23 protein-coding genes are annotated in these 24,542 nt (G+C 66.9%); 7 read left to right on the forward strand and 16 right to left on the reverse strand.

What is annotated here, in order from left to right; genetic code table 11:
* Positions 1–15 precede the first annotated feature (15 nt).
* Positions 16–756: a sulfite exporter TauE/SafE family protein gene (locus WS45_RS04100; protein WP_059698357.1), complete on the forward strand. Its 741-nt coding sequence runs from the start codon at positions 16–18 to the stop codon at positions 754–756.
* A gap of 102 nt (positions 757–858) precedes the next feature.
* Here WS45_RS04100 and WS45_RS04105 read toward each other — a convergent pair whose 3' ends face one another.
* From WS45_RS04105 to WS45_RS04115, 3 genes are all read right to left on the reverse strand, one after another.
* Positions 859–3,003, reverse strand: a complete 2,145-nt coding sequence (locus WS45_RS04105) for a hypothetical protein (protein ID WP_059698360.1) — start codon at positions 3,001–3,003, stop codon at positions 859–861.
* A gap of 412 nt (positions 3,004–3,415) precedes the next feature.
* Positions 3,416–3,802 (reverse strand): ester cyclase, encoded by a 387-nt coding sequence (locus WS45_RS04110; protein ID WP_059533953.1) that lies wholly within the window; start codon positions 3,800–3,802, stop codon positions 3,416–3,418.
* A 53-nt stretch (positions 3,803–3,855) separates the two neighbouring features.
* Positions 3,856–4,752 carry a LysR substrate-binding domain-containing protein gene (locus WS45_RS04115; protein ID WP_059533951.1) on the reverse strand — a complete coding sequence of 299 codons (897 nt, stop codon included), beginning with the start codon at positions 4,750–4,752 and terminating at the stop codon, positions 3,856–3,858.
* 128 nt (positions 4,753–4,880) lie between these two features.
* Here WS45_RS04115 and WS45_RS34715 point away from each other — a divergent pair, with 128 nt between their 5' ends.
* The 4 genes from WS45_RS34715 (at position 4,881) to WS45_RS04130 (ending at position 8,213) form a co-directional block, all read left to right on the forward strand.
* Complete coding sequence (locus WS45_RS34715) at positions 4,881–5,021, forward strand: hypothetical protein (RefSeq protein ID WP_156437028.1); 141 nt, start codon at positions 4,881–4,883, stop codon at positions 5,019–5,021.
* Between the two features lie 266 nt (positions 5,022–5,287).
* Positions 5,288–6,127 carry a peptidoglycan DD-metalloendopeptidase family protein gene (locus tag WS45_RS04120; protein ID WP_059698362.1) on the forward strand — a complete coding sequence of 280 codons (840 nt, stop codon included), beginning with the start codon at positions 5,288–5,290 and terminating at the stop codon, positions 6,125–6,127.
* Positions 6,128–6,316: 189 nt separating this feature from the next.
* The gene (gene bla / locus WS45_RS04125; protein WP_059533947.1) at positions 6,317–7,216 is read left to right on the forward strand and encodes a class A beta-lactamase; all 900 of its coding nucleotides are present in this window, start codon (positions 6,317–6,319) and stop codon (positions 7,214–7,216) included.
* 124 nt (positions 7,217–7,340) lie between these two features.
* On the forward strand, positions 7,341–8,213 hold the full coding sequence (locus tag WS45_RS04130) for a LysR substrate-binding domain-containing protein (protein ID WP_059698460.1): 873 nt from the start codon (positions 7,341–7,343) through the stop codon (positions 8,211–8,213).
* Between the two features lie 25 nt (positions 8,214–8,238).
* On the opposite strand, the gene WS45_RS04135 is transcribed toward WS45_RS04130, so the two are convergent.
* The 9 genes from WS45_RS04135 to sapR form a co-directional block, all read right to left on the reverse strand.
* Positions 8,239–8,574, reverse strand: a complete 336-nt coding sequence (locus WS45_RS04135; protein WP_059698364.1) for a hypothetical protein — start codon at positions 8,572–8,574, stop codon at positions 8,239–8,241.
* Positions 8,575–8,936: 362 nt separating this feature from the next.
* On the reverse strand, positions 8,937–9,191 hold the full coding sequence (locus WS45_RS04140; protein ID WP_059691315.1) for a GlsB/YeaQ/YmgE family stress response membrane protein: 255 nt from the start codon (positions 9,189–9,191) through the stop codon (positions 8,937–8,939).
* 145 nt (positions 9,192–9,336) lie between these two features.
* Complete coding sequence (locus WS45_RS04145; RefSeq protein WP_059698366.1) at positions 9,337–10,098, reverse strand: ABC transporter ATP-binding protein; 762 nt, start codon at positions 10,096–10,098, stop codon at positions 9,337–9,339.
* Positions 10,095–11,009, reverse strand: a complete 915-nt coding sequence (locus WS45_RS04150; protein ID WP_059691314.1) for an ABC transporter ATP-binding protein — start codon at positions 11,007–11,009, stop codon at positions 10,095–10,097. The genes WS45_RS04145 and WS45_RS04150 overlap by 4 nt, the downstream gene beginning before the upstream one ends.
* A 1-nt stretch (position 11,010) precedes the next feature.
* On the reverse strand, positions 11,011–11,925 hold the full coding sequence (gene nikC / locus WS45_RS04155; RefSeq protein WP_059451140.1) for a nickel transporter permease: 915 nt from the start codon (positions 11,923–11,925) through the stop codon (positions 11,011–11,013).
* Positions 11,926–11,991: 66 nt separating this feature from the next.
* Positions 11,992–13,062 carry an ABC transporter permease gene (locus tag WS45_RS04160; protein ID WP_059698368.1) on the reverse strand — a complete coding sequence of 357 codons (1,071 nt, stop codon included), beginning with the start codon at positions 13,060–13,062 and terminating at the stop codon, positions 11,992–11,994.
* Positions 13,063–13,072: 10 nt separating this feature from the next.
* Positions 13,073–14,674 (reverse strand): ABC transporter substrate-binding protein, encoded by a 1,602-nt coding sequence (locus tag WS45_RS04165; RefSeq protein ID WP_059698370.1) that lies wholly within the window; start codon positions 14,672–14,674, stop codon positions 13,073–13,075.
* Between the two features lie 64 nt (positions 14,675–14,738).
* On the reverse strand, positions 14,739–15,302 hold the full coding sequence (gene ddpX / locus WS45_RS04170; RefSeq protein WP_082721842.1) for a D-alanyl-D-alanine dipeptidase: 564 nt from the start codon (positions 15,300–15,302) through the stop codon (positions 14,739–14,741).
* Between the two features lie 15 nt (positions 15,303–15,317).
* The gene (gene sapR, locus WS45_RS04175; protein ID WP_059691311.1) at positions 15,318–16,199 is read right to left on the reverse strand and encodes a sap1 transcriptional regulator SapR; all 882 of its coding nucleotides are present in this window, start codon (positions 16,197–16,199) and stop codon (positions 15,318–15,320) included.
* Positions 16,200–16,587: 388 nt separating this feature from the next.
* Between sapR and WS45_RS04180 the strand changes: the two genes are divergently transcribed.
* Entirely contained in the window at positions 16,588–17,844 is a 1,257-nt protein-coding gene (locus tag WS45_RS04180; RefSeq protein WP_059533932.1) for an oxalate decarboxylase family bicupin, read from the forward strand.
* A 75-nt stretch (positions 17,845–17,919) separates the two neighbouring features.
* Positions 17,920–19,227 carry an Nramp family divalent metal transporter gene (locus WS45_RS04185; RefSeq protein ID WP_059698374.1) on the forward strand — a complete coding sequence of 436 codons (1,308 nt, stop codon included), beginning with the start codon at positions 17,920–17,922 and terminating at the stop codon, positions 19,225–19,227.
* A gap of 74 nt (positions 19,228–19,301) precedes the next feature.
* Here the strand turns inward: WS45_RS04185 and WS45_RS04190 are convergent, their stop codons facing one another.
* From WS45_RS04190 to WS45_RS04205, 4 genes are all read right to left on the reverse strand, one after another.
* Positions 19,302–20,891 (reverse strand): ABC transporter substrate-binding protein, encoded by a 1,590-nt coding sequence (locus tag WS45_RS04190; RefSeq protein WP_059698376.1) that lies wholly within the window; start codon positions 20,889–20,891, stop codon positions 19,302–19,304.
* Positions 20,892–21,029: 138 nt separating this feature from the next.
* A complete protein-coding gene (locus WS45_RS04195) occupies positions 21,030–21,362 on the reverse strand; it encodes a hypothetical protein (protein WP_059533926.1) in 333 nt (110 codons plus the stop codon).
* A gap of 247 nt (positions 21,363–21,609) precedes the next feature.
* Positions 21,610–21,939: a hypothetical protein gene (locus WS45_RS04200; protein ID WP_059698378.1), complete on the reverse strand. Its 330-nt coding sequence runs from the start codon at positions 21,937–21,939 to the stop codon at positions 21,610–21,612.
* A 227-nt stretch (positions 21,940–22,166) separates the two neighbouring features.
* Entirely contained in the window at positions 22,167–24,491 is a 2,325-nt protein-coding gene (locus WS45_RS04205; protein WP_059698381.1) for an FdhF/YdeP family oxidoreductase, read from the reverse strand.
* Between the last annotated feature and the right edge of the window lie 51 nt (positions 24,492–24,542).

A 24,542-nucleotide genomic window follows, 5' to 3' on the forward strand; every position in this document is an offset into this window, starting at 1 on the left:
GACGGAACGCCCTCCATGCAAACCCAGATGCTGACGATCATCGTGCTGGTCTTTCTGCTCGCCGGCGCGGTCAAGGGCATGATCGGCCTCGGGCTGCCGACGATCGCGATGGGGCTCTTGACGCTCGCGATGCCGCCGTCGGCCGCCGCGAGCCTGCTGCTCGTGCCGTCGTTCATCACCAATGTGTGGCAGCTGTGGCTCGGCCCTTCGTTCGGGCCGTTGCTGCGGCGTCTGTGGCCGCTGCTCGCCGGGCTGACGATCGGCACGCTGACGGGCCGGCTGCCCGCGCTTGCCGCCGGCAGCGCGTGGACCCACGCGGCACTCGGCGTCGTGCTGGCCGCATACGGCTGCTGGGGGCTCGCCGCCGCGCGATTGCCCGCGCCGGGCCGATACGAGAAGTGGCTGTCGGCCGCGGTCGGCTATCTGACGGGCGTCGTGACGGCCGCGACCGGCGTGTTCGTCGTGCCGGCGGTGCCGTACCTGCAGGCGCTGCGGCTGACGAAGGACGACCTGATCCAGGCGCTCGGGCTGTCGTTTACCGCGTCGACGATCGCGCTCGGGCTGCAGTTGCGCGTGACGGGCGCGCTGCAGACGATCGATCTCGGCGTATCGGCGCTGGCGCTCGTGCCGGCACTCGCGGGGATGATCGGCGGGCAATATGCGCGGCGCGTGATGAGCGAGAAGGCGTTCAAGCGCTGCTTCTTCGTCGGGATGATCGCGCTCGGCGCCTACATGGCCGCTTCGGCGTGGCTGTGAACGGGCATCGCCGCCACGCGCACCGCGCGCCCGGCGCGAATGCCCCGAAGCCGGTTTCGAGAGCCGGCTTCGAGGACGCTCACGGAGCGGCGGCCATGCCGCTCAGGCCGGGTCGGCGTACTTCAGCGTCCACCCGAACGTGCGGGTGACGCCCGCACCGAGCGCGAACGGAGTGGTCTTGCACGCGAAGTTCGAATGCAGCTGGCCGATCGGCGTCGTCGACAGCGGATTCGTCGCGCCGTTGACCGTGTCGAAGGCGGATAGCGCGCAGGTGTCGAACCCGGACGCCGCATAGCCGGTCGCGGTGCTGTTCGCGTACGTCACCGACGTGCCGTCGCCGTTCGCTTGCGTGGACGCGAAGTCCGCGAACGACGCGAAGTCCGTCTCGACCGACAGGTTGCCGGCGAGCGTGCCCGAGGCGAGCGTGTCGCTGCGCGAGATCGTGCCGTGCGCGAACGTCAGCACGGTATGCACCTGCAGGTCGAGATCCGTCGTGTACGCCGCGTTCTTCGACGCGAGACGGAACTTCGCCGTGTCGAACGACACGACCACCTGTCCGTTGGCCTGCTGCACGTCGAGGTTCTTGTAGTACGTGACGGGAACGTAGGTCTTCCCGTTGTACGACACCTGCGGCACCAGCAGTGCGTAGCCCAGATCGGTCGTCCCGTAGATCAGCTTGTCGGAGAACGGCACCGGGTAGTACGGCGTGAACGAGTTGTAGTCGGGCGCCTGGCTGAGATTCAGGTTGATCGCGCGGCGGCCGTCGCGCACGGTGAGCAGCGCCGCGTTGTACGGATGCGCGGTATCGCCGGGCTGGTTGTACCAGGTGAGCGTGTAGCGCGGCAGCGCGTCGAGCCACGCATCGTAGGCCGCATCGTCCATCGGCGCCTTGCCGCCGAAGCCGAGCTTGTTCCACCACGCGTTCACGTACAGGTACTGATGCAGCAGGCTGAAATTCTCGCCCATCACGCGCGGCTTGCCGCGATAGGCGTCCGTGCCGCGACCCTTGACCCACATGTTCACCGACGGCGTCGGCAGCGACGGGTCGTACCAGTACGTGTCGAAGCGCCGCGCGGCCCGGTAGATGAACGCGTACGCAACCTGCTTTTCCTGGTCGGTCAGCACGCCCGCGTTGGCGGCCGCCGTCAGCACCTCCATGAACGCGGAATCGCCGTACGGGCCGATCGAACGGCCGTAGTTGAAGCCCTGGCCGTCGGCGTTCAGCTGCGGCAGGATCAGGTCGACCGACTTGCGCAGATAGCCCTTCAGTTCCGGCGTGAGGTTCGCCTCGTTGCCCATCTCGAACGTGCGCTCGGTCACTTCGCCGATCAGCAGCGTGCTGTAGCGGTCGTAGCGCGCCCGGTCGTAATAGGTCGTGTGCGTGTTCGACGCTTCGTCGGAGAAGCCGCCCGACGAATCGTTGCGGATGTGGTTCGTCACCGTATAGAGCAGCGCATCGCGCGCGCCCATCGTCGCGACGGCCGGATCGGTTGCCGACGCGAACGACGGATTGCTCCAGCCGAGTTTTTGCCGCAGGCCGGCGATTCCGTAGGACACCGCATAATAATTCTGCGCGGTGTTGAGCGACGTAATGTCGATCGGCGTACCGGCGGCCGGGCAGGTGCTGGTCTTGCCGCTTGCATCGGGGCCGAACATGTCGCAGAAGGTGAGCCGTTGCTGCAGCGTCGCGAGCATCGCGTCGCTGAAGACCTCGTTGAGCATGCCGTGCGCCTTCAGGTTGTTCAGCGCGACGAGGTAGTAGTACTCGCCCCACGACGTATTTGCATACGTGTAGTCGCTGCCCGACTGCGCCATCATCGCGGTCGTGATCGTCTGGTACGTCGCGAGATAGCTCGCGTATTGCGGGTCGCCCTTCGACTTCATGTCGATCAGGATGTACGACAGTCCGAGCGCGAGCTTGCCGGGCAGGAATTTGTCGCCGGTGTTCGTGTCGAGCACGTGAACCGGCGAACCGTCGCCGAGATCCATGACGACCTGCGTGAAGTCGGGCGACTTCCGGATCAGGTCGAACAGCGCACGCATCTGCCCCATCATCGTGACCGGAATGCGCGTGCCGGCCGGCACGCTGGTGTCGGGTGCGCCGTAGACGAGCGCCTGCAACGAGTTCGGCGCGAGCGCCGGTGTCGACGGCGGGGCGGTCACGTCGTTGCCGCCGCATGCGCTGACGAACAGGACGGAAAGGGCGCTGAACGCCGCGCCGAGCGCGAATCTGCTGCGCGTATGCATCGTGTCTCCAGGTTCGAATAGTGATGAAGTCTTGAATCGCAACTCGAGCAGGCAAGCGTTCTCCCTGCGCGGGCCATGGTCGCGTCGCGCCGACAGTGCTGGAAAACGTTTTCCAAATTTAGACATCGATTGCTTCGATGTCAATGCGCTTTCACGCCGGATGCGACGGTGAAAACCCGGATGGTCAAAGCAGGAGGTGCGATGAAAGTGGGCTATGCGTGCTGGAATTTCCGCGATTTATGATTATTTTCGCTGCGGCGCAGCGTGGCATATCGGCAGTGACGGCATGCGTCGGAAAGGCGTTCGTGCGGCGCGCTTCCGGCGAGATGCGCGAGAAAACGTTACCCTTGAAAATCGAATCGAGCCGGACATCGACTTGTCGATCCCGTCCGGTGGCCGTCCCGCGGCGATGCTAAAGCTGCGCTTCGATCGCGGCCTTGTCGATCACCGACCACACCTGGCGGATCTTGCCGTCGTGAAATTCGTAGAACACGTTCTCGGCGAACGTGACGCGCGTGCCGTCGACGGCGAGCCCCATGAACGTCCCGCTCGGCGCACACGCGAAGCGCAACCGGCATGCGATGCGCGGCGGTTCGCACACCAGCAGCCGGATCTCGAAATGGAGATCCGGAATGTCGCGGAAATCCTGCTCCAGCATCGCGCGGTAGCCGGCCAGGCCGAGCGGCCGGTCGTTGTGGATCACGTTGTCGGCGACGTACCGGCCGAGCGCCGGCCAGTCCTGGCGGTTCAGGCAGTCGATGTAGGCGCGGTAGTGCGTGGCGAGATCGGGTGTCGTCATGGCGGTGGTGCCTCCTCGTGTATCGCCCGGCCGTTGCGGACGGCGCGCGGCGTTCAGCGCGATGGCGTTTCGCCCGACAGATACGACACGAACGCCTGCGTATATTTGGGCAGCGCATCGAACGATCGCGCGCAGAGCGTCAGCTTGCGGTGGCTCCACGCGTCGGACAGCTCGACGAGCCGCACGTCCATCGTCTGCATCGCGCGCTCGGCCGCGTGGCGCGATACGATGCCGATCCCCACGCCGCTTTCGATCACGCGGCAGATCGCATCGAAACTCTTCAGCTGCACACGGTAACGGATCCGCTTGCCGAGCGCACGCGCCTGGTCGCCGAGATGGACCTGCAGCGCGCTGCCGTCGGTCAGCCCGATGAAATCCGCGTCGGCGATCTCGTCGAACGCGACCTCGTCGCGCGCGGCGAGCGGATGCCCGGCCGGCACGACCGCGATCAGCCAATCCTCGCGGAACGGCTTCTGCTCGAGTCCGCCGAGCCCGACCGAATCGGCGACGATGCCGACCTCGGCCGTCTTGTTGCGGATCGCGTGCACGATTTCCTGGCTCGAGCGCTCCTCGACGCTGATCGACAGTTTCGGATGATGCGGCAGATATGCGGCGAGCGCGTCGGGCAGGTATTCGCTCAGCGACGCCGTGTTGCAGAGCAGCCGGATATGCCCGCGCAGCCCCTGGCCGTATTGCTGCAGTTCGCCGCGCATGTGGTCGATCTGCTGCAGCACCGTGCGCGCGTGGTGCTCTAGCGCGCGGCCGGCGTCGGTCGCCTGCGCGCCGGACTTGGTCCGGTGCAGCAGCGGCACGCCGAGTTCGTCTTCCATTCCGCGAATGCGCTCGCTTGCTGCCTGCAGCGTGATGTGTGTGCGCTCGGCGCCGCCCGTGATCGTGCCGGCCTCGCAGATGTTCAGGAAGAGCCGCAGGTCGGTCAGGTCGAAGCGCATGGCGGGGTGAGGGCGCGTAAGAATGGATATGGCCGATAAGTTAGCAGGAACCGCCGCGCCGGTCTCAGGCTGCGCCTGAGACCCCGTTCGCCGGTTCCGCATTTTCGGGGCGGGATCGATGCCGGATCATGGCCGCATATCAACCGGGGGAGATCGTCATGCGGGTCGATTCGTCGTGGGGCGTGTCGTTCAAGATCGCGTTGCACCTGCTGTTCCTGTGCATCGGCGTCGCGTGGGCCTGCGCGGAGCTGGTCGACTGGCTGCGCTGAGCGGGCGGCCGTCGCAGGCCGCCTCGGCTGTCCGGCGCGGCCATGGGAGATTGAAAGCCATTCGAAATATCGGTAGATCCTGAAATTTCTTCCGCATCGCGCGTCCAAAACCGTCAAGTTTTTCCGAAATCGACCGTATTACCGGTAACGAGTGTCCGCCGGCGCCCGGTTCGTGATCGTTTGTCATCATTGTTTGCATCCGGTTACACGTCGGCCGTTCCGTTTTTGAGATGCTTGAAAGATTGTCAAACCGGAGTCGATCGTCCATGAATCAGCGCGAGATTTGCCGCAAGTCGGCGTGGCTGTCCGGCCTGGCCGCGGTGCTCGTCATGGCCGGTTGTGCCAGTCCGCCGCCCGTCCCGCCGAGCGACACGCTGGCGGGCTCGCCGTCGGGCCAGCCCGCCGCCACGCCCGCGACGCCGCCGCCCGCACCCATTCTCGTCGCGCAGAAGTACGTGGTGAAACGCGGCGACACGCTGTCGGGCATCGCGTCCGCGAACGACTGCAGCGTCGCCGACCTGCGCACCTGGAACAAGCTCGATGGGCGCGGCAGGCTGCGCATGGGACAGGTGCTTCGCATCGTCCGCCAGCAGCCGTTGCAGGCATCGGGCGGGAATGGCGGTGCACAGGCCGTCGCGCCAGCCGACGCGAGCAATGCGCCGGCCGCCGCGCAGGCGAGCGCGTCGACGGCGAGCGACCGGCAGGTCGTGAAGGAAACCAGGCGGCATGCGGGCGGTGTGGCGCTTACGTGGCCCGCGCGCGGCAAGATCGTCGACGCGTTCCGGCCGGGGCAGAACCGCGGCATCCAGATCGCCGGCCGGCCGGGCGACCCGGTTCGCGCGGCGGCCGACGGCCGCGTGATGTACGCGGGTAGCGGCCTGAACGATTACGGCACCCTGATCATCGTCCAGCACAACGCGGATTTCCTCACCGCCTATGCGCACAACCGCAAAGTGCTCGTGAAGACCGGCGACATCGTGCACCGGGGCGACGAGATCGCCGAGATGGGCGACCTCGACAACTCTCGTGTCGCGCTGCTGTTCGAAGTGCGACGCGACGGCAAGCCTGTCAATCCGATGCCGTACCTGCCTTCGTCGCAAGGCTGACGCGGGGCGCGCTCGCTGCTACGCTAGGGTCTGTTCACGTGCGTCCCGCCGCATGCGGGGCCGACGGACGTCTTCGGGGATGCGCGGCGTATGCCGTCGCGAGCCGGCCGTCGGCGCGAATGCGTGTGTGTCGTCGACGCGCACGTGCGTTGCTCCATGCCACCGTTTCCGACAGAACGCCCTTCATCCATGGAACATTCTCCGACACGCCGCTCGCTGTTGCTCGCCGCCGTCGCCGCGCCGTTCGTCGCCGCGTGCTCGTCGGCGCCCGTCGCCGAACAGGGGCGCGCACATGCCGCCCAGGCCGAACTCGCCGCGCTCGAAAAAGCGTCGAACGGCCGGCTCGGCGTCGCCGCGCTCGATACGTCGAGCGGCACGCGCATCGCGCATCACGCGCGCGAGCGCTTCCCGCTGTGCGGCACCTATGCGGTCGTCGCCGCCGCCGCGATACTCGCGCGCGGCTCGCTCGACGCGTCGCTGTTGCCGCGCCGCATCCTGTATCGCCGCTATGAAGTCGTGGCCGGCTCGCCGGTGACGGAAAGCCACGTCGACACGGGGATGACGATCGCGCAGCTCTGCACGGCGATGCTGCAGTCGGGCGACAAGGGCGCCGGGAACCTGCTGATGGGCGTGCTCGGCGGCCCGCAGGCCGTCACGTCGTTCGCGCACGAAAGCGGCGACACCGTGTTCCGGCTCGATCGCTGGGAACCCGAACTGAACCAGGCGGCGCCTCGCGACGAGCGCGATACGTCGACACCGGTCGCGATGGTCGACACGCTGCAGCGGTTGCTGCTTGGCGATACGCTGCGCGAACCGCAGCGTGCGCAGCTCACGGAATGGATGACCGGCGGCGCGCGCGGCGCGACCGGGATCGCGGCCGGCGTGCCGCCCGGCTGGCGCATCGCGGACAAAACCGGCACCGGCGGCTACGGCACGACGACCGACGTCGCGGTGCTGTGGCCGCCGTCGCGCGCGCCGATCGTGCTGGCCGTGTCGTTCACGCAGCCGCGTGCCGACGCGGCCGCACGCGCGGACGTCGTCGCGTCGGCGGCACGCATCGCGACGGGCGCGTTCGCCGCCACGGCCTGAGCGCGCGCCGCACCTCGCGTAAAGCCGGCGTTTGGCTTATCGTGTCGATCAACGCGCGCCGGTGTCGGCGCGCGGCCTTGCCGCGCCGTCGTTCCGTGCGGTCGATCCGTCTACCCCCTTCGTCATGCGCCGACTTCCGCCCCTGCACGCGCTGCAGATCTTCTCGACGGTGGCCCGCCACCGCAGCTTCACGCGCGCGGCCGAGCAGCTGTGCCTCACGCAGGGCGCGGTGAGCCGGCAGATCCAGACACTCGAGGCGCACTACGGCTTTCCGCTGTTCAAACGGCACGCGAAGGGCCTCACGCTGACGGCGGAGGGCGAGCAATTGCTGCCGGTAGTCAACGAGAGCTTCGCGCGGATCGAGGACATCTCGATGAAGCTCACACGGCAGCGCACCGATCTCGCGCTGAAGGTGCCGACCTGTGTGATGCGCTGGATGCTGCCGCGCATCATGCGCTTCCAGGGCGAGCATCCCGAGCTCCACGTGCAGATCACGACCGCGTGGCAGCACGTCGTCGATTTCTCGACCGAGCCGTTCGATGCGGCGGTCGTCTACGGTACGTCGCCGGGCCCCGGTGTCTTCGCGCTGCCGCTGTTCGACGAACGCTTGACGCCGGTGTGCGCGCCCGAGTTGCGGCAGGCCGCGCCGCTCGATGCGGTCGGCGATCTCGCGCACCATACGCTGCTGCATCCGACGCGCGACCACCGCGACTGGCGCGCGTGGCTCGATCACGCGGGCGAGCGCGCCGTCGACGCGGAGCGCGGGCCGACCTTCGACACGCTCGATCTCGCGACGAACGCGGCGATGCAGGGCTTCGGCGTCGCGATCGGCGACGTGACGCTCGTCGACGACGACGTCAGCGCGCGCCGGCTCGAACGGCCGTTCGACATCGTGCTCGAAACCGGCGCCCGCTATTTCTTCGTCTATCCAGAGAGCGTCGGCAGCCAGCAGAAGATCCGCGCGTTCAGCGACTGGATCGCCTGCCATCGCGACTGACGCGCGACGTCTCCGGCAGCGGGCGTTACTGGTACGTCACGATGGCGATCATCGGCGCATGAGTGTCGCCCGCACGGCCAGGTAAAACGATTGCGCGCGAGGCCTGCGTAAAGGTCGTGGTCTTGATCGTGCGCAGGCTGGCCGTGTCGACGAACGCGACTTGCCCGCTCGCCGGGCGCGGGCAGTCGGGGCGCACGCGCGCGTGCGCGGCGTCGGCCGTGTCGAGCGCGAACGAGCACGGCGGCTCGACGATCATGCCGGTGAAGTGGATAACGCCGGACGCGCCGGCGGCAAAAGATGAGGACGACGCCAGAAGCGAGGCAGCCAGGGCAAACGAGGCGGCAAACAGGCGATGCTTCATGACAGGCTCCAGAGAGGAAGCGCGTCGCAGCGGGGCCGCTCGAATGGCAGTCCGTCAACGCTGCGGTGCTGTATGCGTAAACGGCAATTCCATTGGACCTCTTGAATGAAAAACGGGAAATAACGGCAACGATCAAATGACGCCGTATTCCTCCAATCAATTTATCCCAAATTTGTGCAGCCGCAAGTCAGGGTATTGCCGATGGCGTAAGGGCGCGGCAATCCGGCCAGTGAACCGGGGTTTTGCGAGTGAATCGTTGAGGACTCAACGATTCGACGAAGGTGCGAATTGCGGCGTGCAGAAAGAAAACGGCCGCTCGTGTAACGAGCGGCCGTTGCGTATCGACGCGGGCGATGCGGCGGTCAGCCCGCGCGCTTGCGCACCGCGCCGACGACCACGAGCAGCACGATCGCGCCGATGATCGACGCGATCCAGCCGGCGCCTTGGCCCGGCGCATACCAGCCGGCGGCGCGGCCGACGTAGCCCGCGACGAGCGAGCCGACGACGCCGAGCACGACGGTCATCAGGATGCCCATCTTGTCGTCGCCGGGCTTGAGCGCACGGGCGAGGAGGCCGACGATGAGCCCGACCACCAGGGTTTCGATGAATTGCAGCATGAACGCCTCCCTATTGCTGTTGAGCTGTTGACGAAAGGAAATGGACCCGCGCGGCGCGCGAGGGTTCCATCCGTCGGCGCGCCGGTGCACTGGCGCGCCGACGCACGGGGTGCCGAGTATCGCACGCCCGCGCGTCGCGCACATGTCAGGCAACCGGATCGAGGCGTCGGTAGCCTTCGGTCGCGCGCAGCAGCGTGCGCGTGTAGTCGCGTGCGACCTGTCCGGCGCGAACGTCCGCGATCCGCAGCTGTTCGACGATCTCGCCATGCTGCATCACCGCGACGCGCTGGCACAGGAAGCCGATCACCGCGAGATTGTGGCTCACGAGGATCATCGTCAGGTTGCGTTCGCGATGCAGGCGGCGCAGCAGGTTCAGGATCTCGGCCTGCACCGATACGTCGAGCGCGGAGGTCGGCTCGTCGAGCAGCAGCACGCGCGGCTCGACGATCAGCGCGCGCGCGATCGCGACACGCTGGCGCTGGCCGCCCGACAGCTGATGCGGATAGCGGAAGCGGAACGCCGGGCCGAGCCCGACTTCGGACAGCGCGCGGGCGATGCGCGCGTCGGCGTCGTCGATCCGGTGGATCGACAGCGGCTCGCGCAGCGTCTGGTCGACCGTGAAGCGCGGATGCAGCGACGCGTACGGATCCTGGAACACCATCTGCACGTGGCGGCGGAATGCGCGGTCGGGCGTGCCGCCGACGGGCCGGCCGTCGATCGACAGGCTGCCGCCCGCGAGCGGCACGAGGCCGGTCAGCGCGCGCAGCAGCGTCGACTTGCCGGAGCCCGATTCGCCGACGAGCCCGAAGACTTCGCCGTCGCGTACCGCGAAACTGGCATCGCGCACGGCGTCGACATGGCCGGTGCGGGTCGGAAAACGGATCGAGGCGTGATCGACGTCGATCATCGTGCGGCCTCCCTGGATTCGGCCGACGACGACGCGGGCGAAGCGGCGTCGAGCCACGCCGGGTCGCGCCGCAGCACCGGCAGTTCGTCGGGCGGGTTCGCGAGCGGCGGATTCGCCGCGAGCAGCCCGCGGGTGTACGGATGCGTCGCGTCGCGCAGGTCGCGCGCGGCGCAGGTTTCGACGACGCGGCCCGCATACATCACCGCGACGCGATCGCAGAACGACATCACGAGCGGCAGGTCGTGGCTGATGAACATCAGGCCCGTGCCGTGCCGCGCGATCATCGCGTCGAGCACCGCGAGCACCTGCATCGACACCGCGACGTCGAGCGCGGACGTCGGCTCGTCGGCGATCAGCAGGCGCGGGCCGGTCGAGACCATCATCGCGATCATCACGCGCTGGCCCATGCCGCCCGACAGCTCGTGCGGATACGCATCGGCGACGCGCGCCGGGTCGCGAATCTGCACAGCGGCGAGCGCCTCGACGATCCGCTCGCGCAGCGCGCGGCCGCGCAACCCCGGCTCGTGCAGCCGGAATGCTTCGCCCATCTGCTTCGCGACGGTCATCACCGGGTTCAGCGAATATTTCGGATCCTGCAGGATCATTCCCATCTGGCTGCCGCACAGGCGCCGGCGTTCGCTCGCCGACATCGCGAGCAGGTCGCGGCCGGCGAAGCGCATCGTGCGGGCCGACCAGCGCGCGGCTTCGGGCAGCAGGCCGAGCAGCGCGCGGCCCGTCAGCGATTTGCCGGAGCCCGATTCGCCGACGATGCCGAGCCGTTCGCCGGGGGCGAGCGTCAGCGACAGGTCGCGCACTGCGTCGGACACGACGCCGTCGTGCCCGCGAAACCCGATCTTCAGGCCGTCGATCTCGCAGAGCGGCGCGGGCGCATTGACGGAATTCGGTTGCATGTCACGCTCCATGACGCGGATCGAAGACGTCGCGCAGCCCGTCGCCGAGCAGGTTGAACGCGAGGCTGACGAGCAGGATCGCCGCGCCGGGCAGCGTCGCGACCCACCACGCGTCGAGCAGCACGTTGCGGCCCGACGCGACCATGAAGCCCCATTCGGGGCTCGGCGGCTGCGCGCCGAGGCCGAGGAAGCCGAGGCCCGCGACGGTCAGGATGATGCCGGCCATGTCGAGCGTCGCGCGCACGATCACCGACGACATGCACAGCGGCACGATGTAGCGCAGCAAGATCCGCGGGCCCGATGCGCCTTGCAGGCGCGCCGCGTGGATGTAATCGGCCTGCGCGATGCGGATCGTCTCCGCGCGCGCGAGCCGCGCGTACGCGGGCCACGCGGTGATCGAGATCGCGACGACCGCGTTGATCACGCCGGGCCCGAGCGCGGCCGCGAATGCGAGCGCGAGCACGATCTTCGGGAACGCGAGCGCGATGTCGGTGATGCGCATCAGCACGCTGTCGACGAAACCGCCGCAATAGCCGGCCGTCGTGCCGATCAGGAGTCCGATCGGCACGACGATCACGACCACGAGCATCGCGATGCCGAGCGTGAGGCGCGAGCCTTCGATCAGCCGCGAGAGGATGTCGCGGCCGAGCTGGTCGGTGCCGAGCCAATGCGACGGCGAGCCGGGCGGCAGCAGGCGGTCGGACAGCACCTGGCGCAGCGGATCGTGCGGCATGATCAGCGGGCCGACGAGGGCGACGACGATCAGCGCGACCAGGATCGCGAGCCCGAACAGGTTGAGCGGATTGGCGGCGAAGCGGCGCCAGCGGCGATATGCGAGGCCGAACGCGGCCTGCGAGCGCGACGCGGGCGCATCGGAAAGCAGCCACGCGCGCAGCGTGAGACGCTCGGCATTCATGATCGGACGACCTTCGGCATGGACGGTGAAAGAAGCAGGGTGGAAGCGGTCATGTCGCGGCGGCCCTCAGCGCGCACGCGGATCGAACACGCGGTACAGCGCGTCGGTCAGCAGGTTGACGGTGATGAACATCGCGCCGATCACGAGCGTCGCGCCGAGCACCGCGTTCATGTCGGCGTTCAGCAGCGCGCCCGTCAGGTACGAGCCGAGCCCCGGCCACGCGAACACGATCTCGGTCAGCACCGAGCCCTCGAGCAGGTTGCTGTACGTGAGCGCAATCACGGTCAGGAGCGGCACCGCGATGTTGCCGAACGCATGCCGCCAGATCACGCGGCGCTCGGACAGGCCCTTCGCGCGCGCGGTGACGATGTATTCCTGGCTCAACTGGTCGAGCATGAAGGAGCGCGTCATCCGGCTCAGGTACGCGACCGAGTAGTAGCCGAGGATCGCGGCCGGCAGCGCGATGTGCGACACCGCGTTGCGGAACACGTCCCACTCGCCCGCGAGCGCCGAGTCGATCAGCAGGCTGCCCGTGCGCGGGTCGACCATGCCGTCGTACACGGGATCGAGCCGGCCGGGGCCGCCGACCCAGTGCAGCCGCGCATAGAACAGCAGCAGCCCCATCAGCCCGAGCCAGAACACCGGCACCGAATTGCCGATCAGGCCGACGAAGCGCGCGATGTGGTCGATCGGCCGGTTGTGCTTCACCGCGGCCGCGACGCCGAGCGGCACGCCGATCGCGATGCCGATCAACGTCGCGATCGTCGCGAGTTCGAGCGTGGCGGGGAACACGCGTCGGACGTCGTCGAGCACCGGGTTCGACGTCAGCAGCGACATCCCGAGATTGCCGTGCAGCACGTCGCGCGCGTAGATCAGGAATTGCGTGGCGAGCGGCTTGTCGAGGCCGAGCGCGATGCGCTCGGCCGCGTACGCCTCGGCCGACGCGCGATCGCCGAGGATCGCGAGCACGGGATCGATCGGCACCTTGCGGCCGATCACGAACGTCAGCGCGAGCAGCCCCGCGAACGTGACGGCGAGCGTAAGCGCCCAGCGCAGCACGCGCAGCGCCCAGCGTACGGCCGGGCGCCGCGCGGGCAGCGTGCGCAGCGCTTCGAGGGAGGAGGCGGGAGTCGACATGCGGTGAATCTTATTGCTTCTTCAGGTTACGGTACGACACGAGATCGTTGATCGGTCCGACTTCGAGTCCGCTCACGCCGGGCCGCGTCGCGACCTGCGCGACCTTCTGGAACATGATCACGAACGGCGAACGCGCGAGCATGTCCTTCTGCATCGCCTGATACCGTTGCGCGCGTTGCGCGGCGGTCGGCTCGGCGAGCGCGGTGTCGGTCTCCTTCGTCAGTTGCGGAATGTCCCAGCTGTTGCGCCAGGCCAGCATTTTATAGCTCGACTTGTCGGAGTTGTCGGGGTTCCATGCAAAACCCTGCGCGTTGCTGTGCGGGTCGATGTAGTCGGCCGACCATTCGCCGATGTAGATGTCGTGCTGGCGCGCGCGGTATTTCGCGAGCGTCTGCTTGTTGTCGCCGGGGATCAGCTGCACCTTGACGCCCGCCTGCGCGAAGTTCGCCTGCACGGCCTGCGCGATCTCCGTGTACGGATAGTCGTTGCGCACGTCCATCGTCACCGCGAAGCCGTTCGGCACGCCGGCCTTCGCGAGCAGCGCCTTCGCCTTCGCGACGTCGAGCTTGTACGAATTCGCATTCAGCGTGCCGAGGAAGCCTTCGGGCAGGAAAGTCTGGTGCACCTTGTAGGTCGTCTTCACGACGTTGGTCTGGATTCCGGAATAGTCGACCAGCCACTTCAGCGCTTCCTGAACGTCGGGCTTCGCGAGCGTCGGATTCTTCGTGTTCAGGCCAAGATACAGCAGCGTCGCCTGCGGCGATGCCGCGACCTTCGCCTTGCCGGATTTCACGACCGAGGCGAGATCGTCCGGGCTCAGGTCGCGCGCCGCGTCGACGTCGCCGTTTTCCAGCAGCAGGCGCTGGCTCGCCGCTTCGGGCACGTGGCGCAGCACGATGCGCTTCATCGCGAGCGGCAGGCGGTAGTCGTCGAAGCGCTGCAGCACGATGCTGTCGCCGGCCGACCACTTGACCAGCTTGTACGCGCCGGAGCCAGCCTCGTTGGTCTTCAGCCACGCATTGCCGAAGTCGTTGCCTTGCTGGTGCGACAGCAGCAGCTTCCTGTCGAGCACCGACGCGGGCCACGAGCCGAGCACGTTCAGCACGAAGGTCGGCGCGTATTTGTGGTCGGTCGTGATCGACACCGTCTGATCGTCGAGCTTCTTCACGTTCGCGGCGACGTTCGCCTTCGTGAGGCCGATGCCGGTCAGCACGGCGGCCGGACCCTTGTCGAGCAGCACCGCGCGCTGGATCGACCATGCGACGTCGTCGGCCGTCAGCGGGTTGCCCGAATGGAACTTGAGGCCCGAGCGCAGCTTGAACGTATAGGTCAGCCCGTCGGCGCTCACCGTCCACGACTGCGCGACGTCGCCGTTGAATTTCGACGGATCGCGCAGGTCGACGCGCACGAGCCGGTCGTACGTGTTCGCGACGTATTCCTCCGGCACCAGTTCGTAGATCTCGCCGGGATCGAGCGTCGTGAATTCGTCGAGCAGCGTGGCCATCACGAACATGTCCTTCGGCGTTTCCGCGCATGCGGCGGAAAGCGGAACGGCGGCGAGCACGGACGCGGCGGCGAGTGCCGCGACAAGCCGGGAGGTCAGGGGTTGCATGTGCGCTTCTCCATGTGTCGTTGAGGTCGTTGAACGGGAATGGTGAAAGAAACGTGCATCGTCGTTACATCAGGCGCCACGGGCCGCTCGCCGCGTTGTCGATCTGCGGCAACGCATGCGAACCGGGCAGTTCGTAGTGCCACCATTCGCTCTCGATATGCGCGAAGCCGGCCGCGCGCATCACGCCGAGCAGCAGCAGCCGGTTGCGTTGCACGGCTTCGGGCAGCCCCGGGTGGAAGTGGCCCGACGCGGCCACCATCTCGTCGAAGCCGGTGCCCATGTCGAGCGGCTCGCCGTTCGCGCCGACGAGCGTCAGGTCGAGCGCGGTGCCGCGGCTGTGGTTCGAGCCGCGGCCGAGATCGGCGACGAAGTTCGGATCGGGCAGGAAATCCCACAGCACCTGTTGCGCCTGCGGCGGCCGGTATGCGTCGTAGATGCGCAGCGTGAAGCCGGCTTGTGCCGCGACGTCGACCGCGCGGCGCAGCGCGGTCTCGGCCGGCTCGAGCAGCAGGCAGTGCGCGCGACGGTAGATCGGCTTGCCGGTCAGGTTGCGCTCGGTCGCGTAGACGAGATCGATCTCGACGCGATGCGTGGCGGGCGTGATTTCGACGAGGCGGGGAGACGGCATCGGCATTCGGGGCGCTCAGGATTCGAATTGGTCGAAGGTGCGCTGCAGTTCGCGGTTGCGCGCGACGCGCCGGTCGATCGCGGGACCGAGGCGGTCGACCACGGCGGTGATCAGCAGGTTGAACAGACACGTGAGCGGCGCGAGCGAATCCCAGAACTGGCCGACGTCGGTCTTCACCTGCAGCAGGTCGGCCGGCCATTCGCGCGCCCACGGGCAATAGAGATCGGTGACCAGCGCGAACGGCTGGCCGCGTTCGGCGGCCGCCTGGCAATAGCGGCGCGCGCTGCGCGAATAGGCGCGCGTATCGGTGACGATGCAGTACGGCCGCTCGAATTCGGAATTCAGCGAATCGACGTACGAGCCCGACTGGCCGTCGGAATAGAACACGCGCGGGCGCAGGTATTCCAGATAACTGCTGAACGCGTTGCTGATGCCGCGGGTCGACTGGATGCCGAGGATGAATACGGCGTCGGCATGCGCGATCCGGTCCGCGACCTGCGCGAACACGGGTTCTTCCGCGAGCCGGTAGACGTGGCGGATCGCATCGAGCTCGCGATCGAGCGACGATGCAAGCGTGCCGTCGCCATGGTCGCTGTCGCCGGCGTTCGCGTGCGCGCCGGCGGTGCGGCGGTATTCGTCGAGGCGGTCGGTGATCATCCACGGGCGGTCGCTGCCGCCGCGCAGTTCGCGTTTCAGATCGTCGAGGTTCCGGTAGCCGATGCTGCGCAGGAAGCGACCGACGGAGATGCCGCTGGTGCCGGTCTGCTGCGCGATCTGGTCGGCCGTTTCGAGCCCGAGACGGTCGAGGTTCGCGAGCATGTAGCTCGCGATGCGCTTCGCGGTCGGCGTCAGGTCGGCAAAGCGGGATTCGACGGTATGGGCGAACGCGCAGGTCATCGGGCTGTTAGATATTTGTCATTGGATGATTCGGTGTCATCCATCTAACAAAGCCAAAATCATTCGCGCCAGCGGATAAAAACTATCGTGTTGCGCATGATGATAGTTCCATGGGGGGCGCCCGAGGGCGGATTCGGCCCACATACCGAACCGCCACATTCATATGCTGTGCATTGACCGCTATCGAAGCGCCCACTGCCGCGACGCCGCAATAATTACAGAATGCCGACCGAATCAGAAGAAATCATTAATTCAGGTTAATAATTCATTTAATTTTTAAGTCGACTTGTATTTAACTTGCGTCACGGCGCGCTGCTTTTCGATAAACAAGAAAGTGGTGAATGTCCGGAGTGAATATTCGATTTTCCGAAATGGTGAAGAGGGAAACATGACGAATCTTTCTCGACGCAGGATGTTGACGAGTACGGCCGGTGCGATCGCCGCCGCAGGCATCGCAGTAACGGCGAAGGCCGCTTCGTTCGGTAATCCGGACAGCCCGCCGGAAGGCGCGATAAACGCGCGCAACAAGCAGGGATTGACCGACCCGGGGCCGCAAAACCCCGCATTGTCGAATCAGTTCCCGTCTTTTCAGAATCCGCCGGCCACCGATATAAACGGCATGCCGTTATTCTGGGCGTCGTTCAATAACGCACATAAACGCATTCAAAACGGCGGATGGGCGCGAGAAGTCACGCAGGACGATTTCGCGATTTCCGAAACCATTTCCGGCGTGAACATGCGGCTCACGCGCGGTGGCATTCGCGAGATGCACTGGCACCAGCAGGCCGAGTGGGCGATCATGCTCGACGGCCGTTGCCGCATCACCGTGCTCGACGAGCAGGGGCGGCCGTCGGTGCAGGACGTGAAAACGGGCGATCTCTGGTATTTCCCGCCCGGCCTCCCGCATTCGCTGCAGGGCATCGGCACCGATGGCGCCGAATTTCTGCTCGCATTCGACAACGGTCGCGCATCGGAATTCAACACACTGCTGCTGACCGACTGGGTCGCGCATACGCCGCCCGACGTGCTCGCCCTCAACTTCGGCGTGGCGGCCGACGCATTCAGGAACATTCCGCTCGACAACCTGTGGATCTTCCAGGGGGACGAGCCCGGGCCGCTCGCGGACGCGCAGCGGGCATCCGCTTCGTCGGCCGGCACGCCGCCGCATCCGTTCATCTTCTCGCTCGGCGACATGAAGCCGTTCAAGAAGACGCGCGGCGGCGAAGTGCGGATTGCCGACAGCACGAATTTCGACGTGTCGAAGACGGTCGCGGCGGCGCTCGTCACCGTGCATCCGGGCGGCATGCGCGAACTGCACTGGCATCCGAATGCGGACGAATGGCAGTACTACCTGCAGGGCGAGGCGCGGATGACCGTGTTCGACACGGGGCCGAAGGCGCAGACGGCGGATTTTCGCCCGGGCGACGTCGGTTACGTGAAGAAGAGTCTCGGGCACTACGTGCAGAACACCGGCAACACCGATCTCGTGTTTCTCGAGATCTTCAAGACGGACCGCTACGCGGAGGTGTCGCTGTCCGACTGGCTCGCGCATACGCCGCCGAAGCTCGTCGAGGCGCACCTGAACATCGCGCCCGACGTGCTCGCGCGTTTTCCGCGCAACCGTCCCGACGTCGTGCCGCTGTAACGCCGCCGCCGCGGCCACGGCCGGTCGCGGCGGCAGATATTAAGGAATCCTTCACCTTGAGAACGGAACCCGACCATGATTCCCGTCCCGAGCAAATCCCCCGGCGGTCTCGCGCTGTCCGGCCTGTCCACCGAGCGTAGCGACGGCGCGGCGCGCGCCGCGCTGGAAGGACGCCGCACCGGCATCGCCGCGCTGCTGCCGTTCGTCGGCCCAGCCGTGATCGCGTCGATCGGCTACATGGATCCCGGCAACTTTGCGACCAACATCCAGGCCGGCGCCGCGTACGGCTACCGGCTTCTGTGGGTAGTCCTTGCCGCGAATGCGATTGCGATGCTGTTCCAGGCGATGTCGGCGAAGCTCGGCATCGTGACCGGCCGAAACCTGGCGCAGCTGTGCCGCGACCATTTCCCCGTGCCGCTGGTGTGGGGCATGTGGATTGCGTCCGAGGTCGCCGCGATGGCGACCGATCTTGCCGAGTTTCTCGGCGGTGCGCTCGCGTTCGGACTGCTGTGTCACCTGTCGCTGTTCGCGGGGATGACCGCGACGGCGCTCGCGACCTTCGCGATCCTCGCGCTCGAGAAGCGCGGCTTCCGGCCGTTGGAAGCCGCGATCGCAGCATTGGTCGGCGTGATCGGCGCATGCTATCTCGGTGAACTTCTGATTGCGCCGCAGGACTGGCACGCGGCTGCATTCCATCTGGTTGTCCCGCAGATTCCCGATCATGCGGCGCTGACGATCGCGGTCGGGATCATCGGCGCGACGATCATGCCGCACACGCTGTATCTGCATTCGGGCCTCACGCAGGATCGCAACGCAACGCGCGATGAAAGCGAGCGGCGCCGGCTCATGCGATTCTCGAACCGCGAGGTCGTCGTTGCGCTGGGCCTCGCCGGGTTCGTGAACATTGCGATGGTGATGATGGCGTCGTCGGCATTCCATGCGCGCGCGCCGGGAACGGCCGACATCGGCGCTGCCTATCACACGCTGATCCCCGTGCTCGGACCAGCGGCCGGCGTGCTGTTTCTCGTCGCGTTGCTCACGTCGGGCGTGTCCAGCTCGGTCGTCGGCACGATGGCGGGCCAGGTCGTGATGCAAGGATTCATCCGACGCCGTCTGTCGGTCTGGGTACGGCGAGTGGTGACGATCGCGCCCGCGTTCGTGGTGGTCGCGTGCGGGTGTGACGTCACGCGCGCGATGGTCGCCAGCCAGGTGGTACTGAGCTTCGTCCTGCCGATGCCGATGATCGCGCTGCTCGTTCTGTCGGCGCGGACGGACGTGATGGGGCGCTACGCGATGCGGATGCCGCTGCGTATCGTCGCCGGCACGGCCACCGTCGTGATCGTCGGGCTGAACGCGTATCTCGTATGGGCCGCGTTCAATTGAACAGCGGGTGTGGCGCAGGTGGGACGACACCGCCCGCGGCAAGCCGGAGCGGCCGCGCGGGCAGCGTCGCGAACTTACTTTTTCAGCGTACGGTACGACACGAGGTCGTTGATCGGTCCGATCTCCGGCCCGGTCGTGCCGGGGCGCGTCGCGACCTGCACGACCTTCTCGAACATGATGATGAACGGCGAGTTGGCGAGCACGGCCTTCTGCAGCGCCTCGTAACGCTGTGCGCGCTTCGCGGGCGACGGCTCGACGAGCGCGGCCTCGGTGTCCTTCGTCAGTTGCGGGATGTCCCAGCTGTTGCGCCATGCGAGCATCTTCGTCTTCGACTGGTCGGAATTGTCGGGATTCCAGGCGAAGCCGCGCGCGTTGCTGTTCGGGTCCATGTAGTCGGGCGACCATTCGCCGATGAAGATGTCGTGCTGGCGCGCGCGGTACTTGCCGATCGCCTGCTTCGCATCGCCCGGGATCAGCTTCACGCGGATGCCGCCCTGCGCGAAGTTCGCCTGCAGTGCCTGTGCGATCTCGAGGTACGGATAATCGTTCGGCATGTCCATCGTCACGTCGAAGCCGTTCGGCAAGCCGGCCTTCGCGAGCAGCGCCTTCGCCTTCGCGACGTTGAGCTTGTACGGATTCGAATTCAGCGTGCCGAGGAAGCCTTCGGGCAGGAAGGTCTCGTGCACTTTGTACGTCGTGCTGACGATGTTGCGCTGGATGCCGTCGTAGTCGACCAGCCACTTCATCGCCTGTTGCACGTCCGGCTTTGCGAGATTCGGGTTCTTCGTATTCAGGCTCAGGTACAGCAGCGCGGACACCGGCCACGACGCGACCTTGATCTTGCCGGCCTTGGTCAGCGAGGCGAGGCTGTCGGGGCTCAGGTTGCGCGCGGCGTCGACGTCGCCGTTTTCCAGCAGCAACCGCTGCGCGGAGGCCTCGGGCACGTGGCGCAGCACGACGCGTTTCATCGGGTACGGCGCCCGGTACTTGTCGAAACGCTGCAGCACGATGCTTTCGTTCGGCGTCCACTTGACGAGCTGGTACGGGCCCGAGCCCGCGTCGTTGGTCTTCAGCCAGGCGCTGCCGAAATCGCTGCCCTGCTGATGCGACATCAGCAGCTTCTTGTCGAGCACCGACGCCGGACACGCGCTCAGCACGTTGAGCACGAAGCTCGGCGCGTACTTGCGGTCGGTTTCGAGCACGAAGGTCTGCGGGTCGACCGCGCGCACCTTCTGCATCACGTTCGCCTTCGTGAGGCCGAGATCGGCGAGCACGCTGGCCGGGCCCTTGTCGAGCAGGATGGTGCGCTGCAGCGACCACGCGACGTCGTCGGCGGTGACCGGGTTGCCGGAGTGGAACGTGAGGCCGGGGCGCAGCTTGAACGTGTAGGTGACGCCGTCGGCGCCGACCGACCAGGATTGCGCGATCTGCCCGTCGAAGCGCGTCGGGTCCTTCAGGTCGACCCGCACGAGCCGTTCGTAGGTGTTCGCGACGTACTCGGACGGCACGAGCTCGTAGATTTCGCTCGGGTCGAGAGTCGTGAATTCGCCGAGCTGGGTGGCGACGACGAAGATGCCGGGCGGCGTCGCGGCCTGCGCCGGCAGCGCCGGAACAAGCGCGACGAGCGCGGCGCTGACGAACAGCCGGGACAGCAGGTGCTTCATGCGGGCTCCGTGGAAAGGGAATCGTGGTGCGATTCTCTCATCGACGGCGGCCCGGATGAAAAAATTCGACGGGCGCGCATGACGGCGCCCGGATGGCGCGGCTTGCGGGCCGGGCGGGGTGCCCGGCACCGGCGCCGGTCAGATCACGCAGCGCGCGATCGCGAAGCGCATCGCTTCCTCGGCCGGCTCGCTGCCCGAGCCGCGCACGACCTTGACGACCGACCCGTTGCCCGACGGCGTGAGCGTGACGAAGTACGAGCGCGACCCGACGGTGATGTCGGTCACGCCGTTGTGCTGCGACTGCTCGGTGCCGGACAGGCGGCTGTCGAGGCAGTTGGCGATCGCGTGGGCCGGGCGCGCGGACGACACGTAGATCATCGGCGCCGGGCCGGACGCGGCCGAATCGGACGAGGGCGCCGAGCCGCAGGCGGCGAGCAGGGCGGCGGGAAGGAGCAGCAGGAATCGTTTCATGATCGGGATCGTCGTGTGTCTCGTGTCGAGGCTGGGGCGCGGGGTACGCGAAACGCGGAGCTTCGCGACGAAACCGCCGGAATCGTGCCGTTCTTGACGGTCGATGCGGGTGGCGGCTGACGTCGGAGTATACCCGCGGCACTTGACGCGAACGGCCTGCTGAAACGATTCGATACAACAACAAGCGCCCGCTGTCGCACGGCGGCAGCGGGCGTTTCAAGCGATGGCGAATCGACGCTTGCCGGCGCTACTGGCCGATCTTGTGGCTGACCGCGTTTTCCTGCCGGTTCAGCACGTGCTTTTCGCTCTGCGTAATGTGGCCGTGATCCTGCGCGGCCATGTCCCGCTCTTCCTGGCGGATCTTGCGGTCGTCGCGGTGCAGGCGCGCGGCCTGGGCGTGCGACATCTCGCCTTCCTTCACTTCGTGATGGATCCGGCGATTCTGGTTGGCGAGACGCTGGTTGACCTCTTCGCGGCGCGGATGCGCTTGCTGCCACGGCGTTTCGGCGAACGCGGTGCCGGTCAGTACCGACATCAGGGTGGCGGCGATCGCGAGATGGCGGGTAAGGGCTCGCATGACGTTTTCTCCTGTCGTTGCGCGTCACGAAACGTGCGCGCTTGTCGAAAAAAAACGCTGAGCGGGCCCCGGCTGTTGACGTTTCCGGCTGTATCGATTGCAAGTCTTTATTACGGCGTCGATGCGATGCGCTCGCCGCCGCTCGCCATCGACACGAGATCGTCGAGGCGCGCGTCGAGCATCCGCAGCCAGTGCTCGCGCGGCCGCACGATCATCGCGGCGCTCCGTCAGGCAGCGGCCGACGCCGGCGCGGCCGCGCGATGCAGCAGCACGGGCACCGACTTCGACGTCGGCGTGTTGCACACGTCGCCGACGCTGTCGAGCGGCACCAGCGGGTTCGTTTCCGGGTAGTACGCGCCGATACAGCCGCGCGGGATGTCGTATTCGACGAGCAGGAAACCGTCCGCGCGCCGCTCGATGCCGTCGTGCCACACGGTTTCCATGTCGACCCATTCGCCCGCCTTCAGGCCGAGCATCGCGAGGTCGTCGCGGTTGACGAACACCACGCGGCGCTGGCCGAACACGCCGCGATAGCGGTCGTCGAGCCCATAGACGGTGGTGTTGTACTGGTCGTGCGAACGCGTCGTCATCAGCGTCATCAGGCGCTCGCCGTGCAGCGCGCGGGCGCGCTGGATCGGCGTGTCGGTCGGCAGCGCGTGCGCGATGAAGTTCGCCTTGCCCGTCGGCGTCAGCCATTCGCGGTCGCGCGACGCGACGCGCAGGTGGAAACCGCCCGGCCGCGCGATGCGCGTGTTGTAGTCGTAGAAGCCGTCGACGGTTGCCTCGATCGCGTCGCGGATCTTCGCGTAGTCGTCCTTGTACGCGAGCCAGTCGATCTCGCCGCTGCCGAACAGCGCATGGCCGATGTGCGCGACGATCGCGGGCTCCGACATCAGGTTCGGCGACGCCGGCTTGTTCATCCCGTACGACACGTGGACCATGCTCATCGAATCCTCGACCGTCACGCCCTGCGCGACGTTGTCCTGCAGGTCGATCTCGGTGCGGCCGAGCGTCGGCAGGATCAGCGCATCGCGGCCGTGGATCAGATGGCTGCGGTTCAGCTTCGTCGTGATGTGCACGGAGAGATCGCAGCGGCGCATGCCTTCCCACGTGCGCGGCGTGTCGGGCGTCGCCATCGCGAAGTTGCCGCCGAGACCGATCAGCACCTTCACGTGGCCTTCGAGCATGCCTTCGATGGTTTCGACGACGTCGTAGCCGTGCTCGCGCGGCGGCTCGAAGTCGAACACGCGGCCGAGCCGGTCGAGGAACGCCTGCGACGGTTTTTCCTCGATACCGACCGTGCGGTTGCCCTGCACGTTCGAGTGGCCGCGCACCGGGCACAGGCCCGCACCGGGGCGGCCGATGTTGCCGCGCATCAGCATCAGGTTCGTCAGCATCTGCACGGTCGCGACCGAATGCTTGTGCTGGGTGATGCCCATCCCCCAGGTCGCGATCACGCGCTCGCTGCGTGCATAGCGTTGCGCGAGGCCGTCGATCTGCTCGTACGACACGCCGCTTTCGGCCGTCAGCGCGGACCAGCTTTCGTTGCGCAGATCGTCGGCGAACGCATCGAAGCCGGCCGTATGCTCGCCGATGAACGCCGTGTCGAGCACGCGCGGCGCACCGGCGGCGCGCGCGGCATCGTCGAGTTCGAGCACGCGCTTCGCCATTCCCTTGATCAGCGCGAAATCGCCGCCGATCGTCGGCTGGATGAAGGTCGACGCGATGTTGGTGCCCGACATCGTCAGCATCTCGAGCGGGCTTTGCGGATCGGCGAAGCGCTCGAGCCCGCGTTCCTTCAGCGGGTTGATCGACACGATCGTCGCGCCGCGCTTCGCGCATTCGCGCAGCTCGCCCATCATCCGCGGATGGTTGGTCGCCGGATTCTGGCCGAAGATCAGCAGCATGTCCGCGTGCTCGAAATCGTCGAGCGTGACGGTGCCCTTGCCGACGCCGACCGACGCCGGCAGCCCGCGGCTCGTCGCCTCGTGGCACATGTTCGAGCAGTCGGGGAAATTGTTCGTGCCGTAGCGCCGCACCAGCAACTGATACAGGAACGCCGCCTCGTTGCTCGCGCGGCCGGACGTGTAGAACGCTGCCTGGTTCGGGTCCGGCAGCGCGCGCAGGTGGCGTGCGATCAGCTCGAACGCGTCGTCCCACGCGATCGGCACGTAGCGGTCGGTCCGCGCGTCGTACACCATCGGGTCGGTCAGGCGGCCGTGCTGTTCGAGTTCGAAATCCGTCTGTTCGAGCAGCTCGGCGACGGTGTGCGCGGCGAAGAATTCGGGCGTCACGCGCTTGCTCGTCGCCTCGGCGGCGACGGCCTTCACGCCGTTCTCGCAGAATTCGAACGTCGACGCATGCTGGCGGTCGGGCCACGCGCAGCCCGGGCAGTCGAAGCCGTCCGGCTGGTTCTGGCGCAGCAGCGTGCGGTAGTTGCCGCCGCTGACCTTTTCCTTGATCAGGTTGATCGTGACGGCTTTCAGCGCGCCCCAGCCGGCGGCCGGGTGGGTGTACGGTTCGATGCGCGCGGCGGCGGATTTCTTTTTCATGATGCGTGTGTCGGGGGCGATGCACGGAGAGTACGCGCGGTGCGGCGGCCG

This window comes from Burkholderia sp. RF2-non_BP3 (assembly GCF_001522185.1).
In the GTDB taxonomy this organism is placed as follows: Bacteria; Pseudomonadota; Gammaproteobacteria; order Burkholderiales; family Burkholderiaceae; genus Burkholderia; species Burkholderia diffusa.

Bases quoted from the DNA above. Each gene is read 5' to 3' on its own strand.
- WS45_RS04100 (WP_059698357.1), top strand. From the start codon at position 16: ATGCAAACCCAGATGCTGACGATCATCGTGCTGGTCTTTCTGCTCGCC.
- WS45_RS04105 (WP_059698360.1), bottom strand. From the start codon at position 3,003: ATGCATACGCGCAGCAGATTCGCGCTCGGCGCGGCGTTCAGCGCCCTT.
- WS45_RS04110 (WP_059533953.1), bottom strand. From the start codon at position 3,802: ATGACGACACCCGATCTCGCCACGCACTACCGCGCCTACATCGACTGC.
- WS45_RS04115 (WP_059533951.1), bottom strand. From the start codon at position 4,752: ATGCGCTTCGACCTGACCGACCTGCGGCTCTTCCTGAACATCTGCGAG.
- WS45_RS34715 (WP_156437028.1), top strand. From the start codon at position 4,881: ATGGCCGCATATCAACCGGGGGAGATCGTCATGCGGGTCGATTCGTCG.
- WS45_RS04120 (WP_059698362.1), top strand. From the start codon at position 5,288: ATGAATCAGCGCGAGATTTGCCGCAAGTCGGCGTGGCTGTCCGGCCTG.
- bla (WP_059533947.1), top strand. From the start codon at position 6,317: ATGGAACATTCTCCGACACGCCGCTCGCTGTTGCTCGCCGCCGTCGCC.
- WS45_RS04130 (WP_059698460.1), top strand. From the start codon at position 7,341: ATGCGCCGACTTCCGCCCCTGCACGCGCTGCAGATCTTCTCGACGGTG.
- WS45_RS04135 (WP_059698364.1), bottom strand. From the start codon at position 8,574: ATGAAGCATCGCCTGTTTGCCGCCTCGTTTGCCCTGGCTGCCTCGCTT.
- WS45_RS04140 (WP_059691315.1), bottom strand. From the start codon at position 9,191: ATGCTGCAATTCATCGAAACCCTGGTGGTCGGGCTCATCGTCGGCCTC.
- WS45_RS04145 (WP_059698366.1), bottom strand. From the start codon at position 10,098: ATGATCGACGTCGATCACGCCTCGATCCGTTTTCCGACCCGCACCGGC.
- WS45_RS04150 (WP_059691314.1), bottom strand. From the start codon at position 11,009: ATGCAACCGAATTCCGTCAATGCGCCCGCGCCGCTCTGCGAGATCGAC.
- nikC (WP_059451140.1), bottom strand. From the start codon at position 11,925: ATGAATGCCGAGCGTCTCACGCTGCGCGCGTGGCTGCTTTCCGATGCG.
- WS45_RS04160 (WP_059698368.1), bottom strand. From the start codon at position 13,062: ATGTCGACTCCCGCCTCCTCCCTCGAAGCGCTGCGCACGCTGCCCGCG.
- WS45_RS04165 (WP_059698370.1), bottom strand. From the start codon at position 14,674: ATGCAACCCCTGACCTCCCGGCTTGTCGCGGCACTCGCCGCCGCGTCC.
- ddpX (WP_082721842.1), bottom strand. From the start codon at position 15,302: ATGCCGTCTCCCCGCCTCGTCGAAATCACGCCCGCCACGCATCGCGTC.
- sapR (WP_059691311.1), bottom strand. From the start codon at position 16,199: ATGACCTGCGCGTTCGCCCATACCGTCGAATCCCGCTTTGCCGACCTG.
- WS45_RS04180 (WP_059533932.1), top strand. From the start codon at position 16,588: ATGACGAATCTTTCTCGACGCAGGATGTTGACGAGTACGGCCGGTGCG.
- WS45_RS04185 (WP_059698374.1), top strand. From the start codon at position 17,920: ATGATTCCCGTCCCGAGCAAATCCCCCGGCGGTCTCGCGCTGTCCGGC.
- WS45_RS04190 (WP_059698376.1), bottom strand. From the start codon at position 20,891: ATGAAGCACCTGCTGTCCCGGCTGTTCGTCAGCGCCGCGCTCGTCGCG.
- WS45_RS04195 (WP_059533926.1), bottom strand. From the start codon at position 21,362: ATGAAACGATTCCTGCTGCTCCTTCCCGCCGCCCTGCTCGCCGCCTGC.
- WS45_RS04200 (WP_059698378.1), bottom strand. From the start codon at position 21,939: ATGCGAGCCCTTACCCGCCATCTCGCGATCGCCGCCACCCTGATGTCG.
- WS45_RS04205 (WP_059698381.1), bottom strand. From the start codon at position 24,491: ATGAAAAAGAAATCCGCCGCCGCGCGCATCGAACCGTACACCCACCCG.